The following is a 24,632-nucleotide window of genomic DNA, read 5'->3' as shown; positions in this document are numbered from 1 at the left end:
CCTCGGTGGGCGCCACGTTCAGATTTAAAAACAGCGCACCGACCGCCATCAGAAAAAGTTCACCGCCGTAACTTGTCTCGCGATTTTGAACTGGATCATCGTCATCCTCAGTTTTTTCATCGTCAGATTTTCCACCCAGTTGGCTACGGCCCAACATCGCACCAACGCTCGCCGGCACCGCCAGCAGAGCAATCATACCCACGATCTCGTGGGGCGTCTGACCCGCCTGCAACACGCCTATGGATGACAGAATCAGGGTGCTGGCAACCATGCCCAAAGCGTAAGCGATGACGGCGTCTCGGACAGATTGCCGCCAACCCGAGGTCTGCTCAAACCCTATCCGGCGAGACAACCCGATCAATAGAGGCAGATTGATCAAAAGAAGGAGCAAAAGCCGGGTGCGATCCATGTAGAAGCCAAGCTCCCACATTTCCATCGTCATAAACATCGGCAGAGCGAACAGAAGAGCGCCCGCAACTCCGCGCGCGATTCCAGCAAGAAATTTGCTTGTATCGAATCCACCACTTGCGCCGTCTTTCGAACCCAATCTCGTTCTCCACAGAATGACTCTGGTCATGCGCGAGGACCGGATCGTCGCAATGCCGAACCTTAACAGCATCGAAGAGTGGACGCGACGACAATCACGTCACGCTAATCAAGGACTTTTCAATATCCAACCCACCTGATAGGTTCTCACTTTGTTCGCGGTCAATTTTGACGCGTCCATCGCGGTTTATAGAGCTTCGTCCATACCGAATTCAAAGTAGGCGCATATCAAGGATAACGGCATGGCGGTTGCCTATCTGGAAAAACTGAACGAGCAGCAGCGCAAGGCCGTCGAGCACGGCGTCGGGCTGGCAGATGGCAACACAGCAGGGCCTCTGTTGATCATTGCAGGTGCAGGCTCGGGTAAGACCAACACGCTCGCACACCGCGTGGCCCACCTTATCGTCAACGGGGCTGACCCGCGACGTATTCTCCTGATGACCTTTTCGCGCAGAGCCGCCTCCGAAATGGCCCGCCGCGTCGAGCGCATCTGCCGCAACGTCCTCGGAGCCAATGCTGGCATCATGACAGACGCCCTTGCCTGGTCCGGTACATTCCACGGTATCGGTGCGAGACTGCTACGGATGTATGCCGAGCAGATCGGTCTCAACCTGGACTTCACCATCCATGATCGGGAAGACAGCGCTGATCTTATGAACCTCGTGCGGCACGAGCTCGGATTTTCCAAAACAGAGAGCCGTTTCCCGACCAAGGGCACCTGTCTCGCCATCTACTCCCGCGCCGTCAACTCTGAGACGCCGCTGAACGAAATCCTGCGCCAGCACTACCCATGGGTCGCCACATGGGAAGAACAGTTACAGGAATTGTTCGGAGCTTATGTCGAGGCCAAGCAGGCGCAGAACGTGCTCGATTACGATGATCTCCTGCTCTACTGGGCGCAGATGGTCAGCGATCCCGATCTCGCCGACGATATCGGCAATCGTTTCGACCATGTCATGGTCGACGAATATCAAGATACTAACAAACTCCAGTCGTCTGTCCTGATGGCGCTCAAGCCCGGCGGGCGTGGCCTGACCGTCGTCGGCGACGATGCCCAGTCGATCTACTCGTTCCGGGCAGCGACGGTTCGCAACATTCTCGACTTCCCGACATCCTTCAGCCCTGCCGCTGATGTCATCACACTCGATCGCAATTACCGCTCGACCCAGCCCATTCTGGCGGCAGCCAATGGCGTGATCGAACTGGCGCGCGAGCGTTTCACCAAGAACCTGTGGACCGAACGGGAGTCGCTGGAGCGACCCAAACTCGTCACGGTCAAGGACGAGACCGAACAGGCCAATTTCATTGTTGAGCAAGTTCTGGCCAATCGTGAGACTGGCATGACGCTGAAACAGCAGGCAGTGCTGTTTCGGACATCCAGCCACAGCGGGACGCTAGAAGTCGAACTCACGCGTCGCAACATCCCGTTCGTCAAGTTCGGCGGCTTGAAGTTTCTCGACAGCGCCCATGTGAAGGACATGCTGGCCGTGCTGCGTTTCGCCCAAAACCCTCGTGATCGGGTCGCTGGTTTTCGTCTTTTACAAATGTTGCCCGGTATCGGCCCCAAGAAGGCCGGTGTCATTCTCGACACGATAGCGTCCGATCCCGAACCGCTCTTGACGCTTGCTGAAATTCCGCCACCGCCGAAGACTGGCGAGTACTGGACGTCTTTTGTTCAATTGCTGGGAAACCTTCGCAAAACACAGGAGGGCTGGCCGTCGGATATCGCGCAGGCCCGCCTGTGGTACGAACCCCATCTCGAGCGCATCCATGAAGATGCTGACACTCGCAAGGCCGACCTTCTGCAACTCGAGCAGATCGCCAGCGGCTATCCTTCGCGCGAACGTTTCCTGACCGAACTGACACTCGACCCGCCGGATGCGACAAGCGATCAGGCGGGCGTACCGCTGCTCGATGAAGACTATCTCATCCTATCGACCATCCATTCGGCCAAGGGGCGGGAATGGCGTTCCGTCTTCATGCTTAATGTTGTCGATGGTTGCATACCATCGGACCTGGGGACAGGGACGACGCAAGAGCTCGAGGAGGAACGGCGTCTGCTCTATGTCGGCATGACGCGGGCCAAGGACAGCCTGTCGCTCATCACCCCGCAGCGGTTTTTCACGCATAGTCAGAACTCGCAGGGTGACCGGCACGTCTATGCATCGCGTTCGCGGTTCATCCCGGCGACACTGCTGCAATACTTCGAACCGACGGCTTGGCCGAAAGTCTCGGCCGCAGCATCTGAACGCAGTGCCCAGCAAATCCGCATCGATGTCGGCGCACGCATGCGCGGCATGTGGAAATAGGAGTGAGCGATGTGCAATCTCTACAACGTAACCACAACCCGTGACGCCGTCCTGCAGTTCACCAAGGCATTCCGTGATCTGGCAGGGTGGAACGAGGCGAGCTTTGATGTCTATCCCGGCTATCAGGCTCCCATTGTTCGCATCGCCGAGGATGGTCAAAGAGAGATCGTCCGGGCAACTTGGGGCATGCCTTCACCTCCGGCCTATGTGAAAAACTATGATCCCGGCGTCACCAATATCCGCAATGTCGGCTCTCCACATTGGCGTCGGTGGCTCGGACCGACCAGTCGCTGTGTCGTTCCCTTCACATCCTTTGCGGAACCGGATCCTGCAAGCAAAGTCGGCGGCGGACGCGTGCCGAATGCCTGGTTTGCCAAGGATGAGACCAAACCCCTAATGTTCTTTGCAGGCTTTTGGACACCTTGGAAAGGCATCCGCAAAGTCAGAGACGGAGAGCAGGAGTACGAGCTGTTCGGCTTTCGTCGCAAATCCGAGTCTGCGTAAATCCGCGGAGATCCTTATTGCTAACCACTGCCTAATAGTCTCCGGTCCGCCAGGTGTCGGAAAGACAACGTTGGCACAAGTGCTCGCTGCGGAGTACAGTGATGATGGATGGTAAACGGAATCGAATTTGTCCCGCCTAATGGCACCAAAGGATGGGGCGTGTTCAATATCAACACCGAGGATGATCCCACCCGCTTAAACATCCTTCGCTACATCCCGCCATCTCGACGGAAAAAGGCTCCAGAGGCTAAGAAATGACGTGACGAACTGCCAGAGCGCCACTGTGTGCTAAATTGAATGAGTTTCCGCGCGGCGATCACGTGATTTCGATGGCGAGGAGCCCATCACGCGTTGTGGCCGACAAGTTGGACAGTGCTGTCGGGTTATCGCAACCGTTTTCGTTAGGCTCGACAAAGAGAACCAGAACCGGAAAATGGCACCTGGTTCGTTTTACGAATTGCCTAGAATGACGGATCATTTGGCAGGGCTATGTAATTGCAGGTAGACGCAATCCAAAGCAGGCAAGTCAGATGTGGAACAACGCTGATGCAGGGAAATCCGAACAAGGAATAAATTGTTAGGGTGCAACAGAAATCAGGCACTTACTTAAGCAGATTAAGGGGAAGAATCGATTCTGGAATTTATTTTACCCTCAGAAAGAACGGATATTTCCTTCGTTTAGAATTGTTCTCTTCCGATCCCCATAGAGAGGAAAGTTTCGATGGGTTGTTCATGATGATCCTCATGGATTGACTTCCATAAGAATGATGCTTGAATCAATATAATCAATCTTGATTCATTCAATCAATGTCGAGAAAATGACGAAGCACGAGCAGTTCATCGATGCAGACACGGCATCCCAAACCCTCGGCATCAGCCGCGCTTCGCTCTACGCCTATGTCAGCCGCGGGCTGGTGCGCACGATGGCTGCACCCGAAGACCCGCGACGGCGTTTGTATAGCAGTCACGATATCGATCACCTGAAGAAGACTAAATCCGTCAGTAGAAAGCCCCGCGACGTGGCGGCGACGACGCTGGATTGGGGTCTGCCGGTGCTGCCATCCGGCATCACGCTCATTCAGGATGGACGACTGTTTTATCGCGGACAGGACGCGGCAAAGCTTGCCGAGCGCCAGTCGTTGGAGGATGTCGCGCGTCGCCTCTGGTCCTGCGGCAATCATAATCCGTTTGCGACGGTCAGACCCTTTTCATGGAATCTGTCACTGATCGAGATGACGCGGGATTTGCCGTTGACGGAACGCTGTCAGGCTTTGCTTTCCCTGCTGGAAGCCGGGAGTATGACTGCATGGCAGCGCGACAACAGGACACTATGGCCAAGCGCTGCTGCACTGCTGCGTGCTATGACCGCTGCTGCCACGGCCAGCCCGCCAAGCGCTGAGCCAGCCCATCTGCATCTCGCAAACATCTGGCGGCTGGATGCTGTTGGGGCCGACATCATTCGACGCACGCTGGTGCTGCTGGCAGACCACGAATTGAACGCCTCGGCGTTCGCCGTGCGGGTCGTCGCCTCAACCGGAGCCTCACTCGGTGCCTGCCTGAATGCCGGTCTGTCGGCACTCAGCGGACCGTTACATGGCGGCATGACGAGCCTTGTGGACATCCTATTCGATGAAATCGACGCGGCACCGGATGCCGCAACGGTGGTAGAGCGGCGGTTGAGGCGTGGCGACGGTCTGCCCGGCTTTGACCATCCGCTTTATCCCGATAGCGATCCGCGCGCGGCAGCACTCCTTCCCCTGCTGCAACCCGACGCGAAGCGTCAGTCGCTGATCGACACGATGGCGGAAACAACCGGCAAGCTGCCGACGATTGACGTCGCTCTCGTCGCCATCCGCCGTTCCCTCGGACTTCCGCCCGGCGCGGCACTGAGCCTCTTTGCGATTGGACGCACCGTCGGCTGGATGGCCCATGCCTTCGAGCAATTTGAGGAGAAAAAGCTGATCCGTCCTCGCGCCCGCTACAATGGCCCGCAGCCGAGAGATGATGGGGAATAATTGTATTATACTGAATATATGTTGAAGACGCTCCAAATCGAAGTTTCGCCAAGGCGCTTCACTTGCCAGCATCGCAAATGACTGCAATTAAATCTCCCCTATCTGACGTTACGGGAGGGTGTTGCATGACAACGATGACAGCCGCAAACATACAACTTGGCGCTATTCTCGCCGAGGCTGAAAATCAGCAGTCGTCCCTCAGCGTTTCCAAGCTGGAAAGCAGCGGCCTCGTGCCCGATAACCTCGAAACAGCCATGGCCGCGCAAGCCATCGCAACTGCGGCCATCGGCAAGGACGTCAGTGGCTGGAAAGTCGGGTTCAACAACAACCGCGCGATCGCTGCGCCATTGCTCGATGTTTACGACTTAGCTGCACAGGGCACGCTTGCGGTTCCGAAAACCGGAGCGGTTGGCGTCGAAATCGAGATATGTTTCGTACTCTCCGATGACATTCCGGCACCCGAAACGGGCAAGGACTATACAAGGGACGATATCCTGTCGCATGTCGCATCGGTCCATCTGGGTGCCGAACTGGTGAGCTATCGTATCGTGGAGGAAACAAATGCCCCCTTCCCGCTGCACCTCGCAGACCGTCTCGGCAATCATTCCTTCGTCTTGGGGCCGGAAATCGACAGCGCCATCATAACCCGCGTTGCCAATGAGGACGCCACGCTTCCAACGCTTGTTGTAGAATTCGATGGCGACGTGGTCCTTGCCGCCACTCCAATGCATCCGCAGGCCGATGCTGTCGCGCCGTCGCTGGCCTATGCCAATGCGCCGCTCGACCATCTGGGTGGTTTGAAGCGTGGCCAAGTGGTGACGACCGGCAGCCTTTGCGGGTTGGTGCGCCTGACGGGCCAGACATCCATTCGCGCCACATGGGGCGACATCGCGGCGCTGGACATCACCCTTCCAGATTGACCACGTCTGCCTCCAAACACCACTGATCAAACTTTCATCGCGCCATGTACCCCTGACTTTTCGCAGGGTCTCTGGCGCGATTATTCTCATTTCCGCCACAAAGCACGGCGGCATCGCTGGTACACTTGCGACTGGAGGAATTGTCGGGGAGGACAGTTTTAACAGGAGATAAGTCGATGGCGAATTCGATCATGAATGCTCTTGGAAAGCCGCTCTACTACAGCGACACATCCACCGGCTTTTTCTCGGCAACGGGCTCAGGCCCCAACCTCTACGGCACTGCAAAAAACGATTCGATGTGGGGCGATAGTGGCGTCAACGTTACCATGCATGGCGGCACCGGCGACGACATCTACTACCTCTATTCCACCATCAACCGTGCGGTGGAAGCGCCCGGACAGGGCATCGACACCATCAACACTTGGATGAGCTACACACTTCCCGACAACATTGAAAATCTGATCGTAACCGGTGACGGTCGCAACGCGTTTGGCAACAGCCTCGACAACATCATCAGCGGTGGCTCCGGCAAACAGACGATCGATGGCGGCGCTGGCAATGACGTGCTGAAAGGCGGCGGCGGTGCCGACACTTTCGTCTTCGCCAAGGGAAACGGCACCGACCTCATCACTGATTTTGGCGCTGACGACTTCATTCGTCTCGATGGTTACGGGGTAACCTCCTTCGATAACCTGCTGAGTGCCTCCACGCAAAAGGGCTCAGATCTCTGGCTGAATTTCGACAATGGTGAAAGCGTCGTTCTGGCCAACAAAACGGCCAACGATCTCTCTGCGGACCAGTTCAGGCTCACACTCGACCGGTCGCAACTGACCAGCACCTTTGCCGACGAGTTCAACTCTCTGTCGTTGAGCAACGGCCAGTCCGGCGTCTGGGAACCGAAGTTCTGGTGGTCGGGTGAGGAAGGCGGCAGCCTGCACACAAATTCGGAAAAGCAGTGGTACATCAACCCCGCCTATCAGCCGACCTCTTCGGTCAATCCGTTTTCGGTGCAGAACGGCGTTCTGACAATCAAGGCCGCTCCGACGCCCGATGCCATTTCCGATGCCGTGAACGGGTATGACTACACGTCCGGCATGCTGACGACCCACCCATCGTTTTCACAGACCTATGGCTACTTCGAAATACGTGCCGATATGCCGAGCGATCAGGGCGTATGGCCTGCCTTCTGGTTGCTGCCGGAGGATGGGCGCTGGCCGCCTGAAATCGATGTCATCGAAATGCGCGGCCAGAACCCGAATACGCTGATCCTGTCAGCGCACTCCAACGCCTCTGGCCAGCAGACATCGACCATCAACAATGTCACGGTGGGTAGCACCGAAGGCTTTCACAAATACGGGCTGTTGTGGGAGGAGGACCACATTACCTGGTACTTCGACGATGTGGCCGTAGCCCAGATCGATACGCCCGCCGATATGCACGATCCCATGTACATGCTCGTTAATCTAGCCGTTGGCGGCATCGCGGGGACACCTTCGACCGGGCTGCCGAATGGCTCCGAGATGAAGATCGACTACATCCACGCCTATTCGATCAACGATCATGCCGCGACCGCAACAACGGCGACGCCAATCGCCGACAATCTTCTGGTCTAATGAAATCCCGCGCTCTGGCTTTGTCAGGGCGCGCTTCAGATGCCTGCGGATTTGGAGCGTAGCGCATCGTTGGCATAATGCGCCTTCTTCTGCTCGTACATGTTGATATCGGCGCGTCTGACCATCGCCTCCAGCGTCTCGCCTTGTTCGCTAGTGGCGACGCCGACCGATATGCCGAGTGGCGCAGTGGAATAGAACTGATTGTTGATCTTCAACAGTTCGAAGATGGTGTCCACCATGGTGGCTGCTGCCTGCTTGTCGGCACCGGGCATGAGGATGGCAAACTCATCGCCGCCAATGCGTGCTGCATGGTTGGGGGCCGCCACCACACCGTTCAGAACTTCACCCAACCTGCGCAGCAATTTATCGCCTGCATCGTGGCCCAGCGTGTCATTGGCAATCTTCAACGCGTTGAGATCGATGATGACGGCTGAGACAGGCCGCAGGCTGTTGCGCTCCAGCCGGTTCAATTCATCGGAATAGAAAGCGCGATTGTAGAGTTTGGTCAGCACGTCATGCTTGCCCAGATATTCGAGATAGGCTTCGGCCTTCTTGCGTGCGGTGATGTCCGTCAGCGCCACCTGCACAAGTGACCAGTCGTTTTCATGGCCTGGGAAGACCGAGAAGTGCAGCAACAGGTGACGCTCCGACCCGTCGAGCGCGTAGTTGATGACCTCACGCTGCTGGAACAGATTGCCGTTCCACAGATCGATCAGCTGCTCTCGAAACGGCTTGTCCATCTCGTCGCGAAACACATCACCCAGACGCCGCATCAGCGTTTGCTCATCCGGTGCGCAGAAAAGATCGAGCGTGGCTTTGTTCACCTCGACCACGCGAATTTCGCTCATGCATTGACGCACGAATTCGGGATGCACATCCATGAAAACGCGGAAGTCCATAATGCCGCGACTTTTGATATCGTCGATCAGGCGCTTGATGTGGCTGAAGTCTTCGACCCAGAGCGACACAGGCGAATGTTCGAACATGCCCTCCGCGTAACGCCGGTTGCTCTGTTCCAGCCGTCTTGCTTCCTCACGCTCCGTCACGTCCTCGGTGGTGATGAGGATGCGGTCCAGCGTATCCTCATGGCCGGGAATGATCGCGCCGCGCAACTGTATATCCAGCCGCTGCCCGCTCAGCGAGTAATTGACGGCATGGCTAGAGAAGCGCGCTTTTCCCTGCCACAGCGCTTCCAGCTCGGTAATGTGGCTTTCCAGCATATCGTCGCGAAAGACGCGATGCAGATTGGCGATCAGATGATCGAAATCGCGGGCCGCGAAAAGTTCGAGCGTCTTCTCGTTGACCTTCAGCACCCGTATCTTCTGCGAGCATGCCTGAACGCGGGACAGGTCTTCGCACAGAAATGCCCGGAGATCCGTCACGCCTTGCTGCCGCCAGAGATCGAACTGACGCTTCACGCCCGAGAAGTCTTCGATCCACATGGCAACAGGGACGAGATTGAAGATGTCTGCATCAATGGACTGCGTCATGGCATGATCTCGAATTTGCAAAATCGGGCGGCTCCCGCGATGGAGAAGTTCGCGAAAACCCGCATCGAAACAGCCCCAATGGTTTAAGGCTGGATATCTCGCATTGCGCGGTGCCAAAAGCAGTCTTACGCAATTGCGAGAAAAAGCAAATTACCAAAGCTTAACGTGGCGGTTCACATCTTTATACAGCAGGTAGCGGAACCGGCCCGGCCCGCCCGCATAGCAGGCCTGTGGGCAGAACGCCCGCAGCCACATGAAATCTCCGGCCTCGACTTCCACCCAGTCATTGTTGAGCCGGTAAACCGCCTTGCCTTCCAGCACGAAAAGGCCGTGCTCCATCACATGGGTTTCCATGAAGGGAATGGTCGCGCCTGGCTCGAAGGTCACGATGTTGAGGTGCATGTCATAGCGACCGTCCGCCGGGTCGATGAAGCGCGTGGTCGCCCATTTGCCATCCGTTTCCGGCATGGCGGAAAGCTCGTGCTCATCTTCATGTGTGAAGATGGCCGGCGGCAATTCCAGACCTTCCACGACATCAAACACTTTCCTGACCCAGTGGAACTTGACAGGGCTCGATCCTTCGCCGCGCAGCTTCCACGCGTGGCCAGCCGGAATATAGGCGAAGGACCCTGCCCGCATTGAATGCTTCTGTCCGTCATGTTCGATGGACATTTCACCATCGACCACGAAGATCGCCGCCTGTGCGCGGGCATCCGGCTCTGGCTTGTCGCTACCGCCGCCGGGCAGCACTTCCATGACGTATTGCGCGAAAGTCTCGGAAAAACCCGTCATTGGTCGGGAGATGATCCAGGCACGCGTATCGTTCCAGTGCGGCAGCACGCTGGTGACGATATCAGACATCACCCGCTTTGGAATGACGGCATAGGCGGTGGTAAATGTCGCTTTGCTTGATAAAAGTTCTGTCTGGCCGGGAAGCCCGCCGAAATCCGAATAATATCGCTTGTTTTCCATGATGCACTCCAAAGGCATGCTACTTCATAGAATGCTTTAATGCCTTTCGACATCAAATGGAATCGCCTTGCATAATGAAATTTGCGCTGCCATCAGCGGGCAGCGCAACGTCTGAAGTCGCTGGAAATCAAGCCTTTTTGCGGATAACGCCGTAGACGATATTGCGGTTCTCGCCGAAGAAGACTTCGGCTTCGATGGCCGAGGGATCGGCGCTGGCGTTGATGATGTTCCACATGTCTTCTTCGGTGCGCAGAAGCAGCGCCCAGTTCATGAAGGTTTCCATATAACCGTCCACGCCGATATCCTGCGAGAAGTTGGCAAACAGGAACGTGCCGCCGGGCTTGAGCATATCGAGGCAGCGCTGCGTCAGCTTGATCGAAACCTTGTCGACCAGATAATCGTAGAGGCCCGCCGCGTAGACGAAATCGAACTGACCCAGTTCATGGCGTCCTGCCAGAATACCGCGCACGGAGCCATCGATCGCCTCGATGCAGGTGCCGCTGAAGTCGCGGGTGATAGCACCGATGCTGAGGGGGTCCTGATCCAGCGCGACCCAGCGCTTGATCGCGCCGTTGGCGAGCGCTGCGGACTGGTTTGCCTCACGAAGATGTCCCGCCGCAATCGTCATGATTTCCGTGTCGGCCCCGTGCTTTGCAGCGAGATCATCGACATACTTGGTCAGAATATCGCGACGCTCTCTGACCGCGACGGAGGAGGATGCGTCTTTCGTATATTCGTAGAGTGCAGCGCCGATGGGGGATGCGGCGGCAATCCGGTCTTGCACACTTGGATGGCCGTAGATGAAGTCCAGCAACTGCGCATCGCCGGAGTAGCCACGCGGTTTTTCGTGAGACCAGTAGGTGAATGGGTCTTGCAGGAAATATTCGGAAACCGGGTGATCCTGAACCACCGGGATCAGCTCGCGCCACACGCCAGAGTCGAATTTTTCTCTGATCTGATGCAGCCTACCGGCGACTTCATGTATAATTTGCTGCGGCGCACGCCCACTCAGAAATTGCTGGTGCGCAATACCAAGGATGAGGGCGATTTCTGCTTTTCCGACTTCAAATTTCTCTTCAAAATTGTTGTTTCTCCCACCGAATATCTCCGCCGATATTGCATCTGGAGTAATAAGACTATCGCCGTCAAATTCTCTATTCACAAATTGGGACACACGCACTCTCCTGATTAACGCCTTGTTAACTCTGAGACAATTCAAACTTAAACGGGTGCCGAGTCAATGAGACGAAAGCCTTAAATATACGGGTTTTCGGGAAACTTTTTATTAAGGTAAACACAATTTGGATTGTACTTTTCGCGGCTCTTAAAGAAACTTAAAAGGATACAATTCATTCTTCGCAGGCTTGCAACCTCTCCATGCACCGATGGCCGCAACGGAAGGGGAGTAAAGAAACAGCACCTGGCAATAAAATTTGTTTCGTTGGAAACAATCGACTTACGATATTATTGCAACCTATGGAAAAGTGCATGACGCACACTTTAGTGGATGTGGTTGAACTTGATCTCATCGGGGATGAGACGCAGAAGCAGTCTTCGGATGCTCTGCGGAAAATCTTCCTAGAAGAGGCCGATGTCAAAAGGCGCAAGGCGATACGCCAGGGCCTCTGGATCGCTGTGCCGATCTATCTGCTGTTTTCGATCACCGATCTTTTGCTGGTGCCGGACGTTGCACCGCACACGATGTTTGCGCGTTTCGTCGTCGGCATTGCGGCGTTGCTGACGCTGGAAATGCAAATCCGCGCCAACGCCAAAACCAACCATATGGATATCGCCTGCGCAACGGCGCTGATCTGCGGCTATATCGGCTGGGTCATGCCTGCCATGATGACGACTTACACCGTCAACATGTCCTATTACATGGTGTTCGGTGCCATCTTCATGATGGGCGCCAACCTGTTCTTCACCTTCAATTTCTCGCTCTCGCTGTTTGCATCCAGCCTTGTTCTGATGATCTATTTCGCCGCGCTGAGGTACATCCACGAAGACATCTATTACCAGATCGCCAACGGGACATTCTATTTCTCCTGCTTCATCTTCACGTCCTACGTGAACCTGCGCCTCAATCGAGAGCGCTATCGCGTATTCCTCAATGCCATCGAAGCGAAGGTGCAGCAAAAGCAGGCGGAAGAGCGTGGCCAGGCGCTTCTGCATCTCTCGAACACCGATCCGCTGACCGGCCTTGAAAATCGCAGGGCGATCGACACGAGGCTGCGCGAACTCTGGGATGGATGGGTAAACGAGAACCGCAACTTTGCGGTCTTCCTGATCGACGTCGATTTCTTCAAAAAGTACAACGACTTTTATGGACACCAGGAAGGTGACCGGTGCCTGATACAGGTGGCGCAGACGTTGCAGGAAAGCATGAGCCGTTTCGATGCGGTGATCGGGCGTTATGGCGGTGAAGAGTTCATTGCATTGGCCCGTTTCAGAAATGCCCGGGATATCGAAGAGATCGCGGAAACGTTGCGGCAGACCGTTGAAGACATGTCGCTGGTACACGAGCGGCGCCGCGATGGAACATCAGTCATCACGGTGAGCGTCGGCGCATCCTTCACACGTCCCCAGCCGGACCCGAAGCTTGAACGCCTCATCAACGAAGCGGACCGCGCGCTTTATCTTGCCAAGGCAAACGGGCGTAACACCGTTAAATTGTTCGACCCCAAAGACCCGCTGAACAGCGACGATACGGAAAATGTCGCGGCTTTGCTGAACATTGCTATCGAAAAGGATCTGGTGTCTCTCGTCTATCAGCCGATCAAGAACCTCTCATCGTGCCAGATCGATGGTGCGGAATCGCTGATGCGCCTGCGGCTTTTGGACGGAACCATGGTGCCGCCGTGCATTTTCATTCCGATTGCAGAGCGAACTGGCGTCATCATGGATCTCGGCCTATGGGCCATTCGCACCGCGTGCCAGCAGGTGCTTCGCAGCGACTGCGTGCCCATCGTCAGCGTCAATGTTTCGCCGATCCAGCTGAAAAGCCCAGGTTTCGCGACATCGGTCGCCGCTATTCTCGGGGATGTCGGCGTTGCGGGCGGCAGGCTGGCCTTTGAGATCACCGAGGGGCTGGAGATGGACATGAACTCCGACGTCCTTCACTGCATCAGCGATCTCAAGACGCTCGGCATTCGCATCTGGCTGGATGATTTCGGCACCGGCTTTGCTGGACTGTCCTGGCTGCGGCTCATCGATTTCGATACGGTCAAGATCGACAAATCCTTCTTGCACGATGCCCATACGCAGCGCGGCAAGGCGATGCTGAAGGACATTATCGGCCTCATTCGCAATCGGGGCCACAAGATTCTTGTCGAGGGTGTCGAGACAGCCGAGCAACTGGCGTTGCTGAAAGAACTCGGCATCGATCAGGTCCAGGGCTATTTCGTTGGTCGGCCCACACCGGTCGACAAATTCAGGGTGGACAAGCCCTGCTATCTGCCACGAACAGGGCTTATGCGTCCGGTCTGAACGAAAAAACCCGGCATCTGATTGCCGGGTTTTTCTTTGTCAGTGTCTTGGTATTCGCCTCAATCTGCCGCGCCCGGCACTTCGCACATCTCGCGCTCGCCCACAATGATGGACCGTTTGCCGACGTGGTTAGCGGGACCGACGATCCCCTCCTGCTCCATGCGCTCAACCAGCGAAGCTGCGCGATTGTAGCCGATAGACAGACGGCGCTGGATGTAAGACGTCGAGCACTTCTTGTCGCGCAGCACGACCTTCACTGCTTTTTCGTAGAGATCAGCCGTATCGTCTTCGGCCATGGCGGTTTTGTCGAAGACGGCGCTGTCTTCTTCCTCGCTGTCATCAACCTCGTCCGCATCTTCGGTAACCGTGCCCAAATATTCCGGGCGGCCCTGCGTCTTCAGATGCGCAACGACCTTTTCGACTTCCTCGTCTGAGACGAACGGTCCGTGGACACGCGCAATGCGTCCGCCACCGACCATGTGAAGCATATCGCCCTGCCCCAGCAGATGCTCGGCACCCTGTTCACCCAGAATGGTGCGGCTGTCGATCTTGGAAGTGACCTGGAAGGAGATACGCGTCGGGAAGTTGGCCTTGATGGTGCCGGTGATGACGTCGACCGATGGGCGTTGCGTCGCCATGATCAGGTGAATACCGGCAGCACGCGCCATCTGCGCCAGACGCTGGATCGCGCCTTCGATTTCCTTGCCAGCAACCATCATCAGGTCGGCCATTTCATCGACGATGACGACGATGTAAGGCATGGCCGTGAGGTCCATTTCCTCCTGCTCGTACACGGCCTCACCCGTTGCGCGGTCGAACCCTGTCTGCACGTTGCACATGACCGTCTCGCCCTTGGCACGGGCGGAAGCGGCGCGGGCATTGTAGCCGTCGATATTGCGCACACCCAGACGCGACATCTTGCGATACCGGTCTTCCATTTCGCGCACGGCCCACTTCAGCGCCATCACGGCTTTCTTCGGGTCGGTCACGACGGGGGTCAGCAGGTGCGGAATTCCGTCATAGACAGACAATTCCAGCATCTTGGGATCGACCATGATCAGGCGGCACTCTTCCGGCTTCAGGCGGTAAAGCAGCGACAGGATCATCGTGTTGATGGCCACAGATTTACCGGAGCCGGTAGTACCCGCGACCAGAAGATGCGGCATTTTGGCGAGTTCCGCGACGACAGGCTCACCACCGATGGTCTTGCCGAGGCACAGAGCCAGCTTCATGCGTGTTTCGGCATAATCCGGTGACTCGATCAGTTCGCGGAAATAGACCGTCTCACGAACCGGATTGGGCAGTTCGATACCGATGACATTACGACCGGGCACCACGGCAACGCGGGCCGACAGCGCAGACATGGAGCGGGCAATATCGTCTGAAAGGCCGATAACGCGGGAGGATTTGACACCCGGTGCAGGCTCGAATTCATAGAGCGTTACCACCGGACCAGGGCGCACATCGATAATCTCGCCCTTGATGCCGAAGTCTTCCAGCACGCTTTCCAGAAGTCCGGCGCTCTGCTCCAACGCTTCGGGCGTCATCGTCGTGGTTTGCAGCACCTGCGGCTTTTGTAGTAGGTCGATGGGCGGATATTCGTATTCGCCATCGCTAAAGACAGGCGCTTCGAGGAACATGGGTTGGTTGTTGCGGGCAACCGTGCGCATTTCCCGGCGCGTTTCGACTGGTAGAGCTGGCTCTGCAGCCTGCGTTGCAGGAACAACGGCAGCAGTCACCGGCTGCTCCACGGGCGCTTCGGCCTGGGCCGGTTCAACCACATCCGTATCAAGCTGACGAGCGGTTTTGATATCGACCTGACGGTAAAGCGAGACAGCCGAGCCCTCGATCCTTGCAAAAGCAGGTTTTTCGACAACCGGCGGCGGCTGGCGGACGATCTGCACGGCGCGCGGCAATAACTTGGGTGCCACGGCCTGAATGGGAGCCGGTGCGGAAACGGCAGCGACACGCTGTGCTTTCACGCGCACCAGTTCTGCCAGTCGAAGCGGTTGAGATGGCGGCAGAATGGCGCTGCCGACATCGAGGCTCATGGCCTCCCAGAACATCTCATCCGACAGAACGTCTGCAAAAGCGGGAACAGTGAGCGAAGCCGCAACATCACCCTGCTGGTCCGTCGGAAAACAGGCCACATCGATCTGCTCTGCGACGGGAGCGTCTACCGGAACCTGCGCGACAGTATCGACACCAACGTCTTGAGCGGGAGATGTCTCAGTCTGTTGCTTCAGCGCCAGTTCGCGACGAAGACGGTAGGTCAGCGCAAGTGCGCCTATGGCCCCCGGCGGCTGGGGCAGGACCGCAGGCTTGGCGATGCGGCGCTCGACCGGCGCAGATGTCACGACCGGCTGTTCCTCTGTGGCAGGAATAGTTTCGGCCACGACGGGCGCTACGGCTTCATCTTCACCCTTGGCGCCCTGCTTTCCGGCGACGATATTTTGCGGCGTGCGCGTGAAACGCACATTGGGGCCGAGCGTGAAGGCATTTTGCCAAAGCGGCATTTCATCACGTCCTTCAATAGCGTTGGCGGCGATCTGATCGGCATTGTGTCCTATAACCGCACGCTGTCCGGCGGTCAGTGGAACCATGCCTTGGGCGGCACCTTGCGGCTCCGCAACGGGCTGTTTCTGTCCCCTCTCATCTATCGCATTGACGGAATTATTTAAATTGGAACGGGGAATACGCATCACAGCCTGTACACTCATCATAAACGGACATTCGGCACAGCAAATTGAATAGAAAATAAAGGTTAATCACATATTGCCAACGGGCTCCGAAAAGGGAATTTTCCCGAGCTAATTTACTGATGTGTCCGCTTGGCAACGCTCTGAGAAATCACCTGTTGCAGGTGACATCTCCCGTAAACGCTGGCTTTTGCGACCGGTTTCGACCCGGTTGACGCCTCTGCACCGACAAATCCGTTGACCACAGAAAACTTTGCAGCTGACTGTCACATAGTGGCTTTACAACTAACATGTTAATAACGTATCAAGTGCATGTCAGTTTTTGGAGGAGCAGGCAATTGACTGGGAAATTCGGCCTTTCGGCAGCACTAACGACACCTTTTGCGCAGGATGGCAGCATCGATACCGCAGCCCTGCTCGCACAGGCCAAGCGCTCGATTGCCTCCGGCTGCAACAGCGTCACCCTGTTCGGCACAACGGGAGAAGGCAGTTCCATCGGCGCTCGCGAACGCACAGATATCCTCTCGGCTTTTCTGGACGCGGGCTTCGACACGAAAAATATGGTCGTCGGTGTTCTGGTGGATTCCGCGCAGGACGCAGCCGATCAGGCCTATGACGCGCTGAAGGCCGGTGCTCGCAATGTTCTTTTGGCACCCCCGTCCTATTTCAAGAATGTCAGCGACGACGGCCTGTTCGAATGGTTCTCGTCGGTGTTCCATCAGTTGGGCAGCAACGCCCGCGATATTCTCGTCTACAACATCCCGTCCGTGACCATGGTCGCGCTCTCTGTCGAGCTCATCGGTCGGTTACGTCAGGCGTTTCCCGGCATCGTCACCGGCGTCAAGGATTCGTCCGGCGACTGGCTCTACACACAACGCCTTCTGGCAGAGCATGGCGATCTCATCATTCTCATCGGTGACGAGCGGCATCTGGCGCAGGGCGTGCGCCTCGGCGGTCAGGGCGCCATCTCCGGCTGCGCCAACTTTCTTCCTGCGGAAATCCGCGCCATGGCTGTCGATGGCATCGACGACACGCGCGTACAGGACCTCGTAGGCGAATTGCTGAAATATCCCGTCACGCCAGCCGTCAAGGTTCTCGTGTCGCATGTCACGGGTGAGCCGATCTGGCATTCCGTTCGTGCACCGCTTGTTTCCATTTCCGCTGAAAATCGTAAAAAGATCGAAGCGGCCTTCGAGTCGCTGTTCAGAAGCAAGGCGGCTTGAGAAGGACTGCTTATGGATGACACCGGCGAACAGACGACGTTGCGGGAAAAGGCGTATGAAAGTTTTACGCACCACCTTCTCGCGCGTGACGTTCGCCCCGGCCAGTTCATCTCGCAGCGTCGCCTCGTGGAGCTGACCGGATTACCGCTTGGTGCAATCCGCGAAGCCATCCCGCGGCTAGAAGCAGATGGGTTGATCATTACGGTGCCGCAGCGTGGACTTCAGGTTGCGCATATCGACATCAACCTCATCCGTGAAGCATTCCAGTTTCGTATTTTTCTGGAAAAGGAAGCGATTGCGATTTTCACGCGCACGGCTTCGGATGAAACGATAGCGGCGATGTTAAGAAATCACCGGGACATTGCGGAAGCAGCCAGTTCAGGCAAAACTTCGCCGGAGCTGGACGCGCAGGCGCAGGCAACCGACTGGGGCATGCATGATGCCTTTATCGACTCGCTGGGCAATTCCATCATTTCCAACGCCTACCGCGTCAATTCCATCAAGATGCGCCTGATCAATCAGGAGCGATTTCGCATTGCCGGTCACGTCAAATCGGTGATGGCGGAGCATCTGTCCATTCTGGAAGCCGTCGAACGACGGGCGCCCGAGGAAGCCGCTGAAAGGCTTGTTGCCCACATTCGCAACGCGCGGGACAGGGCTCTGGCGGTTTAGAAACACAGCATAAGCAATCGGCCGGGGGTGAGGAGATTTTCGGCCAACACAAGAGGAGGAAGACATGACACATTCACTGCTCAACCCCACACGCCGTGGGTTCATGGCCGGAACAGCCGCCATTGCGGGTACCGCCGCATTCGGCATTCGCCCGGCCTCTGCTGCGGTCGACTGGAAAAAACATGCTGGCACAACGCTGGAAGTCAATCTCGTCAAGAGCCCGCGTAGCGAAACGCTTTTGAAGTACATCAAGGAATTCGAAGACCTGACCGGCATCAAGGTCAATGCCGAGGCGACGCCGGAACAGCAGCAGCGCCAAAAGGTCGTGATCGAACTGTCCTCTGGCAGACCAAGCTTCGACGTGGTTCACCTAAGCTACCACGTTCAGAAGCGTCAGTTCGAAAAGGGTAAGTGGCTGGCCGATATCAGCGGTTTCCTGAAGGACCCCTCGCTGACCGATCCATCGCTTGTCGAAAGCGATTTCGCCGAAGCGGGCATGCAGTTTGCCAAGGATAGCGACGGCGTTCTGCGCTCCCTGCCCTTCTCCGTGGATTACTGGATTCTTTACTGGAACAAGGAACTCTTCGAAGCCAAGGGCCTGAAATACCCGCAGACTTTCGAAGAACTCGTGACGGCTGCAGAAACCCTGACCGATCCATCGACCAACACCTACGGCTTTGTTGCGCGTGGCCTCAAGAATGCCAACACGCCGGTCTGGACCTCGCTGATGCTGGGTTACGGCGCAACGCCGATCGTAAATGGCAAAATCGATACCACCACTAAGGAAGCGGTCGACGCGGCAACGCTTTACCAGCGCCTGATGACCAAGGCGGCACCTCCCGGTGTTTCCGGCTTCAACTGGGCTGAAGCACAATCCGCCTTCCTTCAGGGCAAGATCGGCATGTGGCTGGATGGCGTCGGCTTTGCACCGCCTATCGAAAATCCGGAAAAGTCCCGCGTTGTCGGCAAGGCAGGCTATGGCGTCATGCCGAAGGGCCCGGCCCAGCAGGCAGCTGGCACATTCGGTGATGGCCTCGGTGTTGTTGAGGCCAGCCAGAAGAAGGAAGCCGCGTACCTGTTCTGCCAGTGGGCGATTTCCCACGAAATGGGTGCACGCCTGTTGCAGGCCGGTGCAGGCGTTCCGTTCCGCCAGTCCATTCTGGAAGACCCCAAAGTTCGCGAAGGCGTGAAAATGCCCGCGGAGTGGCTGGATGCCGTCGTCGGTTCCGGCAAGGTCTCCAAGCTGGCACTGCCCGTCATCATCCCCGTCACGGAGTTCCGTGACATATACGGCGTCGGCCTCACCAACATGATCGGCGGTGCAGACCCGGCAGCGGAACTCAAGAAAGCAACCGAGCAGTTCACACCTGTTCTGGCCCGCAGCGAGGGTTAATGGTGTCCGTCAGCATCGAAAATACAGCAAAAACGACGAAACTCTTCAGAAGGAGCAAGCCCACGCGGCTTGCTCCCAACTACTGGCCTTTCGTCATTCCCGCCCTCATCGTCATTGCCGCCGTTATCGTCTTTCCGTGGGTCTTCACACTGTGGATGAGTGCGCAGCGCTGGACGCTGGGGCAGGAACAGAGCTTCATCGGTTTCGACAACTACATCCGTCTGGCAAGCGATGCGCGGTTCTGGGAATCGCTCTGGCATACGCTTGTTTATACGACGCTGTCGGTCGTCGCGCCCCTGTTTCTTGGTACGCTGGCAGCACTGCTGTTCGATGCGCAATTCCCGCTGCGGGGCTTTCTGCGCGGCGTCTTCGTCATGCCGATGATGGCAACCCCGGTTGCCATCGCGCTCGTCTGGACCATGATGTTCCACCCGCAGCTCGGCGTGCTGAACTATCTTCTGTCCTTCATCGGTATCGGCCCGCTGGAATGGATCTACAACCAGTCCACCGTCATTCCGTCGCTGGTGCTGGTGGAAACATGGCAGTGGACGCCGCTCGTCATGCTCATCGTTCTCGGAGGCCTCGCCGCCGTGCCGCGTGAGCCCTACGAAAGCGCCGAGATCGACGGCGCAAACGCCTGGCAGAAGTTCCGTTATCTGACCATGCCGATGATTGCACCCTTCCTGATGATTGCCGTCATCATCCGCTCCATCGATGCCGTCAAAAGCTTCGACATCATCTACGCGATGACGCAGGGCGGGCCCGGCACGGCGTCTGAGACGATCAACATCTATCTCTACAACACCGCCTTTGCCTATTACGACATCGGCTATGGCTCAGCCATGGCTGTCATGTTCTTCATCGTCATCGTCGCACTCTCTTTCGTGCTTTTGATGGTCCGCGCCCGCACACAATGGAACGAGATGGAGGACCGCTGATGAAACGCAAAACACTCGACCAGATCGGCCTCTTCTTCGTCGCCCTTGTGATGATCTCGCCCGTCATCCTGTTCTTCCTTTGGATGATCTCGCTGTCGCTGAAATACGAAATCGACAACGGCGCCTATCCGCCCATCCTCATTCCAGAACGTTTCGCATGGTCGAACTATGTGAAGGTGTTCGAGGAGAATAACTTCTTCCTCTATTTCTGGAATTCCGTGCTCGTCACCGGTGCCGCTACCTTTCTCGCCCTCGTCATCGGCATACCCGCCGGTTACGGCATCGCGCGATTGAAGGCGGAAAAGGCGGCTATCGTTATCATGATCGCCCGCATGACGCCCGGCCTCTCCTTCCTCATTCCGCTGTTTCTGCTGTTCCAATGGCTGAACCTGCTCGGCACCTTGTGGCCGCAGATCATCATCCATCTGGTCGTTACCGTGCCCATCGTTGTCTGGATCATGATCGGCTATTTCGAGACGACGCCGAAAGAACTCGAGGAAGCAGCGAGCATTGACGGCGCATCGTCATGGCAAGTCTTCCGTCTAGTGGCTCTGCCCATCGCCAAGCCCGGCATCGTCGTGTCCTTCATTCTTGCCGTTATCTTCTCCTGGAACAACTTCGTCTTCGGCATCGTGCTGGCCAGCCGTGAAACGCGCACCCTGCCCGTCGCGGTCTACAATATGTTGTCCTTCGAGCAGGTCAGTTGGGGTCCTCTGGCGGCAGCGGCGCTGATCGTCACGCTTCCGGTGCTCTTGCTCACCATGTTCGCACAGAAACAGATCGTTGCCGGCCTCACCGCTGGCGCCGTCAAAGGCGGCTAACTCATCTTTTGTTTAACGCAATTCCGAACGCAAAACCGCTTCACACTTTTGCTGGAATTGCTTTCATTACGGGATCAAAACCATGGCACCGGTCAATATTCAGAACGTCCAAAAGCGCTTCGGCGCAGTCAACGTCATCCAAGGCATCGATATCGATATCGATGACGGCGAATTCGTCGTCCTCGTTGGCCCCTCCGGCTGCGGGAAATCGACACTGTTGCGCATGATTGCGGGCCTTGAGGAGGTCAGCGGCGGCGAAATCCATATCGGCGCACGCGAGGTCAGCAATCTGCGCGCTCGTGACCGCGATATTGCCATGGTTTTTCAGAATTACGCGCTCTATCCGCACATGACGGTCAAGGAGAATATGGGGTTTGCCCTGAAGCTCAAGAAGGTCAGCGCGGACGAAACCGCTGCCAAAGTCAACAATGCCGCTGGCATTCTGGGTCTCGACAAATTGCTGGACCGTTACCCCCGCCAGCTCTCCGGCGGCCAGCGCCAGCGCGTTGCCATGGGCCGCGCACTGGTGCGCGACCCGCAGGTCTTCCTGTTCGACGAGCCGTTGTCCAACCTCGATGCCAAGCTACGCGTGCAGATGCGTGGCGAGATCAAAGCCCTGCATCAACGCATCGGCACCACCACAATCTACGTGACGCACGACCAGGTGGAAGCCATGACCATGGCCGATAAGATCGTCGTGCTGCATGATGGCGTCATCGAGCAGATCGGTGCACCGCTGGAGCTTTATGATCGTCCCGCCAACCTCTTCGTTGCAGGCTTCATCGGCTCTCCCGCCATGAACTTCATTCGTGGACATGTCGAAGAGGGCGTTTTCCGCACTGCGAAGGGTCTGACCCTGCCGCTGCCACAGACGGCGAACCCGGCAGAGCTTGGTGGACGCGACCTCGTCTACGGCATTCGCCCGGAGCACATCAGGGCCGCTACAGACGGCATCGAGGGCCGAGTGGAAATCGTTGAGGGGACTGGCTCGGAAATCTATGCCAAACTGAATTGTGGCGGGGAGGACATTTCTTGCCTGTTCCGCGAAAGACTGAACATCCGCTTCGGAGATACCGTTCACATTGCCATCGATCCGGCCTCCGTCCATCTGTTCGACAAAGACACGGGAAAGCGGATCTGATCATCCATGGGTGAGACCAGACATTTCGGCAAGCATGTGCTGTGCGTCGGTGCAGCCGTGCTGGACACACTCTTTCGTGTGCGTGACATGCCAACCGGTCAAGGCAAAGTGCTGCCCTACGAGATGCTGCAAATTGCCGAAGGCATGGCGTCAAGCGCGGCCTACACCGTTCACCGCATGGGTGGACGCGCCAGTCTGTGGGGTGCGGTTGGTGACGATGAAACGGGCGCCCGCATTCTGCGTGACCTTACGGAAAGCGGCATAAACACATCCGGCATGACGATTGCGAAAGGCGCTCGTTCCGCTCTGTCCACGATCATCATCGATGATAACGGCGAGCGGCTGATCGTGCCATTCTACGACCCCAAGCTCCATGACACCAGACGACCCTGCACAGAAGCTGACATAGCACCCTTCGATGCGGTGTTGGTGGACGTGCGCTGGCCGGAACTGGCGTTTGATGTGCTCACCGTCGCGCGCGCACTCGGCAAGCCCGCCATTCTGGATGGAGATGTTGCCCCGGTCGAGACACTGGAAATGTTGGCGCCAACCGCCACACACATCATTTTCTCGGAGCCTGCGGCAGAGCGTCTGACCGGCACCGCAGACGTTGCTGCTATGTTGCCCATCCTGCACAAGCGCTATCCGCAAACCTTTCTTGCAGTAACGGCAGGTCCCGGCGGTTGCTACTGGACCGAACCCGGCGACGCGACAGTCCATCACCAGCACACGATGGCGGTAAAAGCCATCGACACATTGGCGGCGGGCGATGTCTTTCACGGCACACTCGCACTGTCCATCGCAGAAGGCATGCAAAGCCGTCCCGCAATCCAGCTTTCATCGGTCGCCGCTGCCCTGAAATGCACAGTTTTCGGCGGTCGTGCAGGAGCGCCAACACGCGCTGAGACACAGACCCACCTTCATGCCTGGCTTTCAGAGCAGCGTTGAAGACAGGCCTGTTCCGGCTACTGCACCTTCGCAGCGCTGGACTTCGCGCTTGCCAGTTCATCGATGTACGCGCTGATCATCGCGACTGTGGAAGCGCTCCAGACCTCTGAGTAAGCCGAAACAAGCGCTTTCGTTTTCGCCTCACCATAAGAACTGGCATAGAACTTCTGGATGGCGGCTAAGTCGGCGTCCGAGAGGGTGGCAAGCGAGAACGTCAACATAGTGGTCGCGCCAAGCCGCGCCGTGTCCCTGGAGTAAGCACCCTCGTTTTCGCTTCGTTTGCGCAACTCGGAGAGAACATTGGGCAAGTCTGCCTTGAGTTCTTTATACACATCCGGCGAGTGATCAGTCGCAAGTGTTTTCTCTTCCATCGTCAGTGAAACGTTGATTGCCTGCTGCGTGACGGAAGTTTCGGCGGCGAGCGCAGGCGATGCCATGCGACCGACGATGTCATCGATTGTGGCTTTTGTTTCGGGCGCTGCCAGACGTTCTTGCAGCTTTTTCCCCGTCGCTTCGTCCTTGTCGGCGTACATTTTATCGACCGTACGATGACCTTCGGCAAGGGCAGCGGCAGCGTGCTCGAATGCCGCCGCGTCCTCATAGGTGCCATTCTGCTCCTCAAGCGCCGCAAGGATTTTTTCCTGCATAGCGTTGGGGTCGAAGGCCTTTCGAGACGCATTGACAAGAGACGTCTCGGCTTCCGACACATCGATGCTTTCGGCTTCTTTTTTGGCAACTGCGACGGTATGGATCAGGGTCTCGGCCTGCGTTAGCCGCTGCTCTACCATCTCGGCGCGCAGAAGCGCGTTATCGACGGTATCCTTCGATTTCGCGGCCCATACGTCGCAACCGGCAAGCCCAAGGGCCAGAACCGGAATTGCCATAACAAGCGCAGCTTTGTGAGCAGCGTTGATGATCACGGCGGAATTCTTCATTGCAATC

20 protein-coding genes are annotated in these 24,632 nt (G+C 56.9%); 14 read left to right on the top strand and 6 right to left on the bottom strand.

Annotation, left to right across the window (positions count from 1 at the left end; translation table 11 throughout):
- Positions 1 to 547, bottom strand: a 547-nt coding sequence (locus QRN55_RS23450; protein WP_284778493.1) for a TIGR02587 family membrane protein, incomplete at its 3' end; no start/stop codon positions are given.
- A 241-nt stretch (positions 548 to 788) separates the two neighbouring features.
- Between QRN55_RS23450 and QRN55_RS23445 the strand changes: the two genes are divergently transcribed.
- From QRN55_RS23445 to eglC, 6 genes are all read left to right on the top strand, one after another.
- A complete protein-coding gene (locus tag QRN55_RS23445) occupies positions 789 to 2,855 on the top strand; it encodes an ATP-dependent helicase (RefSeq protein WP_284778492.1) in 2,067 nt (688 codons plus the stop codon).
- 9 nt (positions 2,856 to 2,864) lie between these two features.
- Positions 2,865 to 3,359: an SOS response-associated peptidase family protein gene (locus QRN55_RS23440; RefSeq protein WP_284778491.1), complete on the top strand. Its 495-nt coding sequence runs from the start codon at positions 2,865 to 2,867 to the stop codon at positions 3,357 to 3,359.
- The gene (locus tag QRN55_RS23435; protein WP_284778490.1) at positions 3,259 to 3,474 is read left to right on the top strand and encodes an nSTAND3 domain-containing NTPase; all 216 of its coding nucleotides are present in this window, start codon (positions 3,259 to 3,261) and stop codon (positions 3,472 to 3,474) included. The genes QRN55_RS23440 and QRN55_RS23435 overlap by 101 nt, the downstream gene beginning before the upstream one ends.
- Before the next feature lie 703 nt (positions 3,475 to 4,177).
- On the top strand, positions 4,178 to 5,374 hold the full coding sequence (locus QRN55_RS23430; protein ID WP_284778489.1) for a citrate synthase: 1,197 nt from the start codon (positions 4,178 to 4,180) through the stop codon (positions 5,372 to 5,374).
- Positions 5,375 to 5,499: 125 nt separating this feature from the next.
- Complete coding sequence (locus QRN55_RS23425) at positions 5,500 to 6,294, top strand: 2-keto-4-pentenoate hydratase (protein WP_284778488.1); 795 nt, start codon at positions 5,500 to 5,502, stop codon at positions 6,292 to 6,294.
- Between the two features lie 176 nt (positions 6,295 to 6,470).
- Complete coding sequence (gene eglC, locus QRN55_RS23420; protein WP_284778487.1) at positions 6,471 to 7,907, top strand: endo-1,3-1,4-beta-glycanase EglC; 1,437 nt, start codon at positions 6,471 to 6,473, stop codon at positions 7,905 to 7,907.
- Positions 7,908 to 7,942: 35 nt separating this feature from the next.
- On the opposite strand, the gene QRN55_RS23415 is transcribed toward eglC, so the two are convergent.
- From QRN55_RS23415 to QRN55_RS23405, 3 genes are all read right to left on the bottom strand, one after another.
- Complete coding sequence (locus QRN55_RS23415) at positions 7,943 to 9,397, bottom strand: sensor domain-containing diguanylate cyclase (protein WP_284778486.1); 1,455 nt, start codon at positions 9,395 to 9,397, stop codon at positions 7,943 to 7,945.
- 150 nt (positions 9,398 to 9,547) lie between these two features.
- The gene (locus tag QRN55_RS23410; protein ID WP_284778485.1) at positions 9,548 to 10,369 is read right to left on the bottom strand and encodes a bifunctional allantoicase/(S)-ureidoglycine aminohydrolase; all 822 of its coding nucleotides are present in this window, start codon (positions 10,367 to 10,369) and stop codon (positions 9,548 to 9,550) included.
- A 127-nt stretch (positions 10,370 to 10,496) separates the two neighbouring features.
- On the bottom strand, positions 10,497 to 11,543 hold the full coding sequence (locus tag QRN55_RS23405; protein ID WP_284778484.1) for a class I SAM-dependent methyltransferase: 1,047 nt from the start codon (positions 11,541 to 11,543) through the stop codon (positions 10,497 to 10,499).
- A gap of 314 nt (positions 11,544 to 11,857) precedes the next feature.
- On the opposite strand from QRN55_RS23405, the gene QRN55_RS23400 reads away from it, so the two are divergent.
- Entirely contained in the window at positions 11,858 to 13,855 is a 1,998-nt protein-coding gene (locus QRN55_RS23400) for a putative bifunctional diguanylate cyclase/phosphodiesterase (protein ID WP_284778483.1), read from the top strand.
- 59 nt (positions 13,856 to 13,914) lie between these two features.
- On the opposite strand, the gene QRN55_RS23395 is transcribed toward QRN55_RS23400, so the two are convergent.
- Complete coding sequence (locus QRN55_RS23395; protein WP_502871368.1) at positions 13,915 to 16,578, bottom strand: DNA translocase FtsK; 2,664 nt, start codon at positions 16,576 to 16,578, stop codon at positions 13,915 to 13,917.
- Between the two features lie 314 nt (positions 16,579 to 16,892).
- On the opposite strand from QRN55_RS23395, the gene QRN55_RS23390 reads away from it, so the two are divergent.
- The 7 genes from QRN55_RS23390 (at position 16,893) to QRN55_RS23360 (ending at position 23,690) form a co-directional block, all read left to right on the top strand.
- On the top strand, positions 16,893 to 17,777 hold the full coding sequence (locus QRN55_RS23390) for a dihydrodipicolinate synthase family protein (protein ID WP_284778481.1): 885 nt from the start codon (positions 16,893 to 16,895) through the stop codon (positions 17,775 to 17,777).
- 12 nt (positions 17,778 to 17,789) lie between these two features.
- Positions 17,790 to 18,449 (top strand): GntR family transcriptional regulator, encoded by a 660-nt coding sequence (locus tag QRN55_RS23385; RefSeq protein ID WP_284778480.1) that lies wholly within the window; start codon positions 17,790 to 17,792, stop codon positions 18,447 to 18,449.
- A 64-nt stretch (positions 18,450 to 18,513) separates the two neighbouring features.
- Complete coding sequence (locus tag QRN55_RS23380) at positions 18,514 to 19,842, top strand: ABC transporter substrate-binding protein (protein WP_111841454.1); 1,329 nt, start codon at positions 18,514 to 18,516, stop codon at positions 19,840 to 19,842.
- Positions 19,842 to 20,780 carry a carbohydrate ABC transporter permease gene (locus QRN55_RS23375; protein ID WP_284778479.1) on the top strand — a complete coding sequence of 313 codons (939 nt, stop codon included), beginning with the start codon at positions 19,842 to 19,844 and terminating at the stop codon, positions 20,778 to 20,780. Before QRN55_RS23380 ends, QRN55_RS23375 begins: the two co-directional genes overlap by 1 nt.
- Entirely contained in the window at positions 20,780 to 21,601 is an 822-nt protein-coding gene (locus tag QRN55_RS23370; protein ID WP_284778478.1) for a carbohydrate ABC transporter permease, read from the top strand. Before QRN55_RS23375 ends, QRN55_RS23370 begins: the two co-directional genes overlap by 1 nt.
- An 82-nt stretch (positions 21,602 to 21,683) precedes the next feature.
- Complete coding sequence (locus tag QRN55_RS23365; protein WP_284778477.1) at positions 21,684 to 22,742, top strand: ABC transporter ATP-binding protein; 1,059 nt, start codon at positions 21,684 to 21,686, stop codon at positions 22,740 to 22,742.
- Positions 22,743 to 22,748: 6 nt separating this feature from the next.
- On the top strand, positions 22,749 to 23,690 hold the full coding sequence (locus QRN55_RS23360; RefSeq protein ID WP_284778476.1) for a sugar kinase: 942 nt from the start codon (positions 22,749 to 22,751) through the stop codon (positions 23,688 to 23,690).
- Positions 23,691 to 23,707: 17 nt separating this feature from the next.
- Here QRN55_RS23360 and QRN55_RS23355 read toward each other — a convergent pair whose 3' ends face one another.
- Positions 23,708 to 24,625 (bottom strand): hypothetical protein, encoded by a 918-nt coding sequence (locus QRN55_RS23355; protein ID WP_284778475.1) that lies wholly within the window; start codon positions 24,623 to 24,625, stop codon positions 23,708 to 23,710.
- Between the last annotated feature and the right edge of the window lie 7 nt (positions 24,626 to 24,632).

Source organism: Agrobacterium sp. lyk4-40-TYG-31 (assembly GCF_030209855.1).
In the GTDB taxonomy this organism is placed as follows: domain Bacteria; phylum Pseudomonadota; class Alphaproteobacteria; order Rhizobiales; family Rhizobiaceae; genus Agrobacterium; species Agrobacterium vaccinii.
The sequence above is the reverse complement of the archived record's forward strand: the minus strand, read 5'-3'. Positions and strand labels throughout refer to the sequence as shown.

Bases quoted from the DNA above. Each gene is read 5' to 3' on its own strand.
- QRN55_RS23440 (WP_284778491.1), top strand. From the start codon at position 2,865: ATGTGCAATCTCTACAACGTAACCACAACCCGTGACGCCGTCCTGCAG.
- QRN55_RS23430 (WP_284778489.1), top strand. From the start codon at position 4,178: ATGACGAAGCACGAGCAGTTCATCGATGCAGACACGGCATCCCAAACC.
- QRN55_RS23385 (WP_284778480.1), top strand. From the start codon at position 17,790: ATGGATGACACCGGCGAACAGACGACGTTGCGGGAAAAGGCGTATGAA.
- QRN55_RS23415 (WP_284778486.1), bottom strand. From the start codon at position 9,397: ATGACGCAGTCCATTGATGCAGACATCTTCAATCTCGTCCCTGTTGCC.
- QRN55_RS23370 (WP_284778478.1), top strand. From the start codon at position 20,780: ATGAAACGCAAAACACTCGACCAGATCGGCCTCTTCTTCGTCGCCCTT.
- QRN55_RS23400 (WP_284778483.1), top strand. From the start codon at position 11,858: ATGACGCACACTTTAGTGGATGTGGTTGAACTTGATCTCATCGGGGAT.
- QRN55_RS23445 (WP_284778492.1), top strand. From the start codon at position 789: ATGGCGGTTGCCTATCTGGAAAAACTGAACGAGCAGCAGCGCAAGGCC.
- QRN55_RS23410 (WP_284778485.1), bottom strand. From the start codon at position 10,369: ATGGAAAACAAGCGATATTATTCGGATTTCGGCGGGCTTCCCGGCCAG.
- QRN55_RS23425 (WP_284778488.1), top strand. From the start codon at position 5,500: ATGACAACGATGACAGCCGCAAACATACAACTTGGCGCTATTCTCGCC.
- QRN55_RS23395 (WP_502871368.1), bottom strand. From the start codon at position 16,578: ATGATGAGTGTACAGGCTGTGATGCGTATTCCCCGTTCCAATTTAAAT.
- eglC (WP_284778487.1), top strand. From the start codon at position 6,471: ATGGCGAATTCGATCATGAATGCTCTTGGAAAGCCGCTCTACTACAGC.
- QRN55_RS23355 (WP_284778475.1), bottom strand. From the start codon at position 24,625: ATGAAGAATTCCGCCGTGATCATCAACGCTGCTCACAAAGCTGCGCTT.
- QRN55_RS23360 (WP_284778476.1), top strand. From the start codon at position 22,749: ATGGGTGAGACCAGACATTTCGGCAAGCATGTGCTGTGCGTCGGTGCA.
- QRN55_RS23375 (WP_284778479.1), top strand. From the start codon at position 19,842: ATGGTGTCCGTCAGCATCGAAAATACAGCAAAAACGACGAAACTCTTC.
- QRN55_RS23380 (WP_111841454.1), top strand. From the start codon at position 18,514: ATGACACATTCACTGCTCAACCCCACACGCCGTGGGTTCATGGCCGGA.
- QRN55_RS23365 (WP_284778477.1), top strand. From the start codon at position 21,684: ATGGCACCGGTCAATATTCAGAACGTCCAAAAGCGCTTCGGCGCAGTC.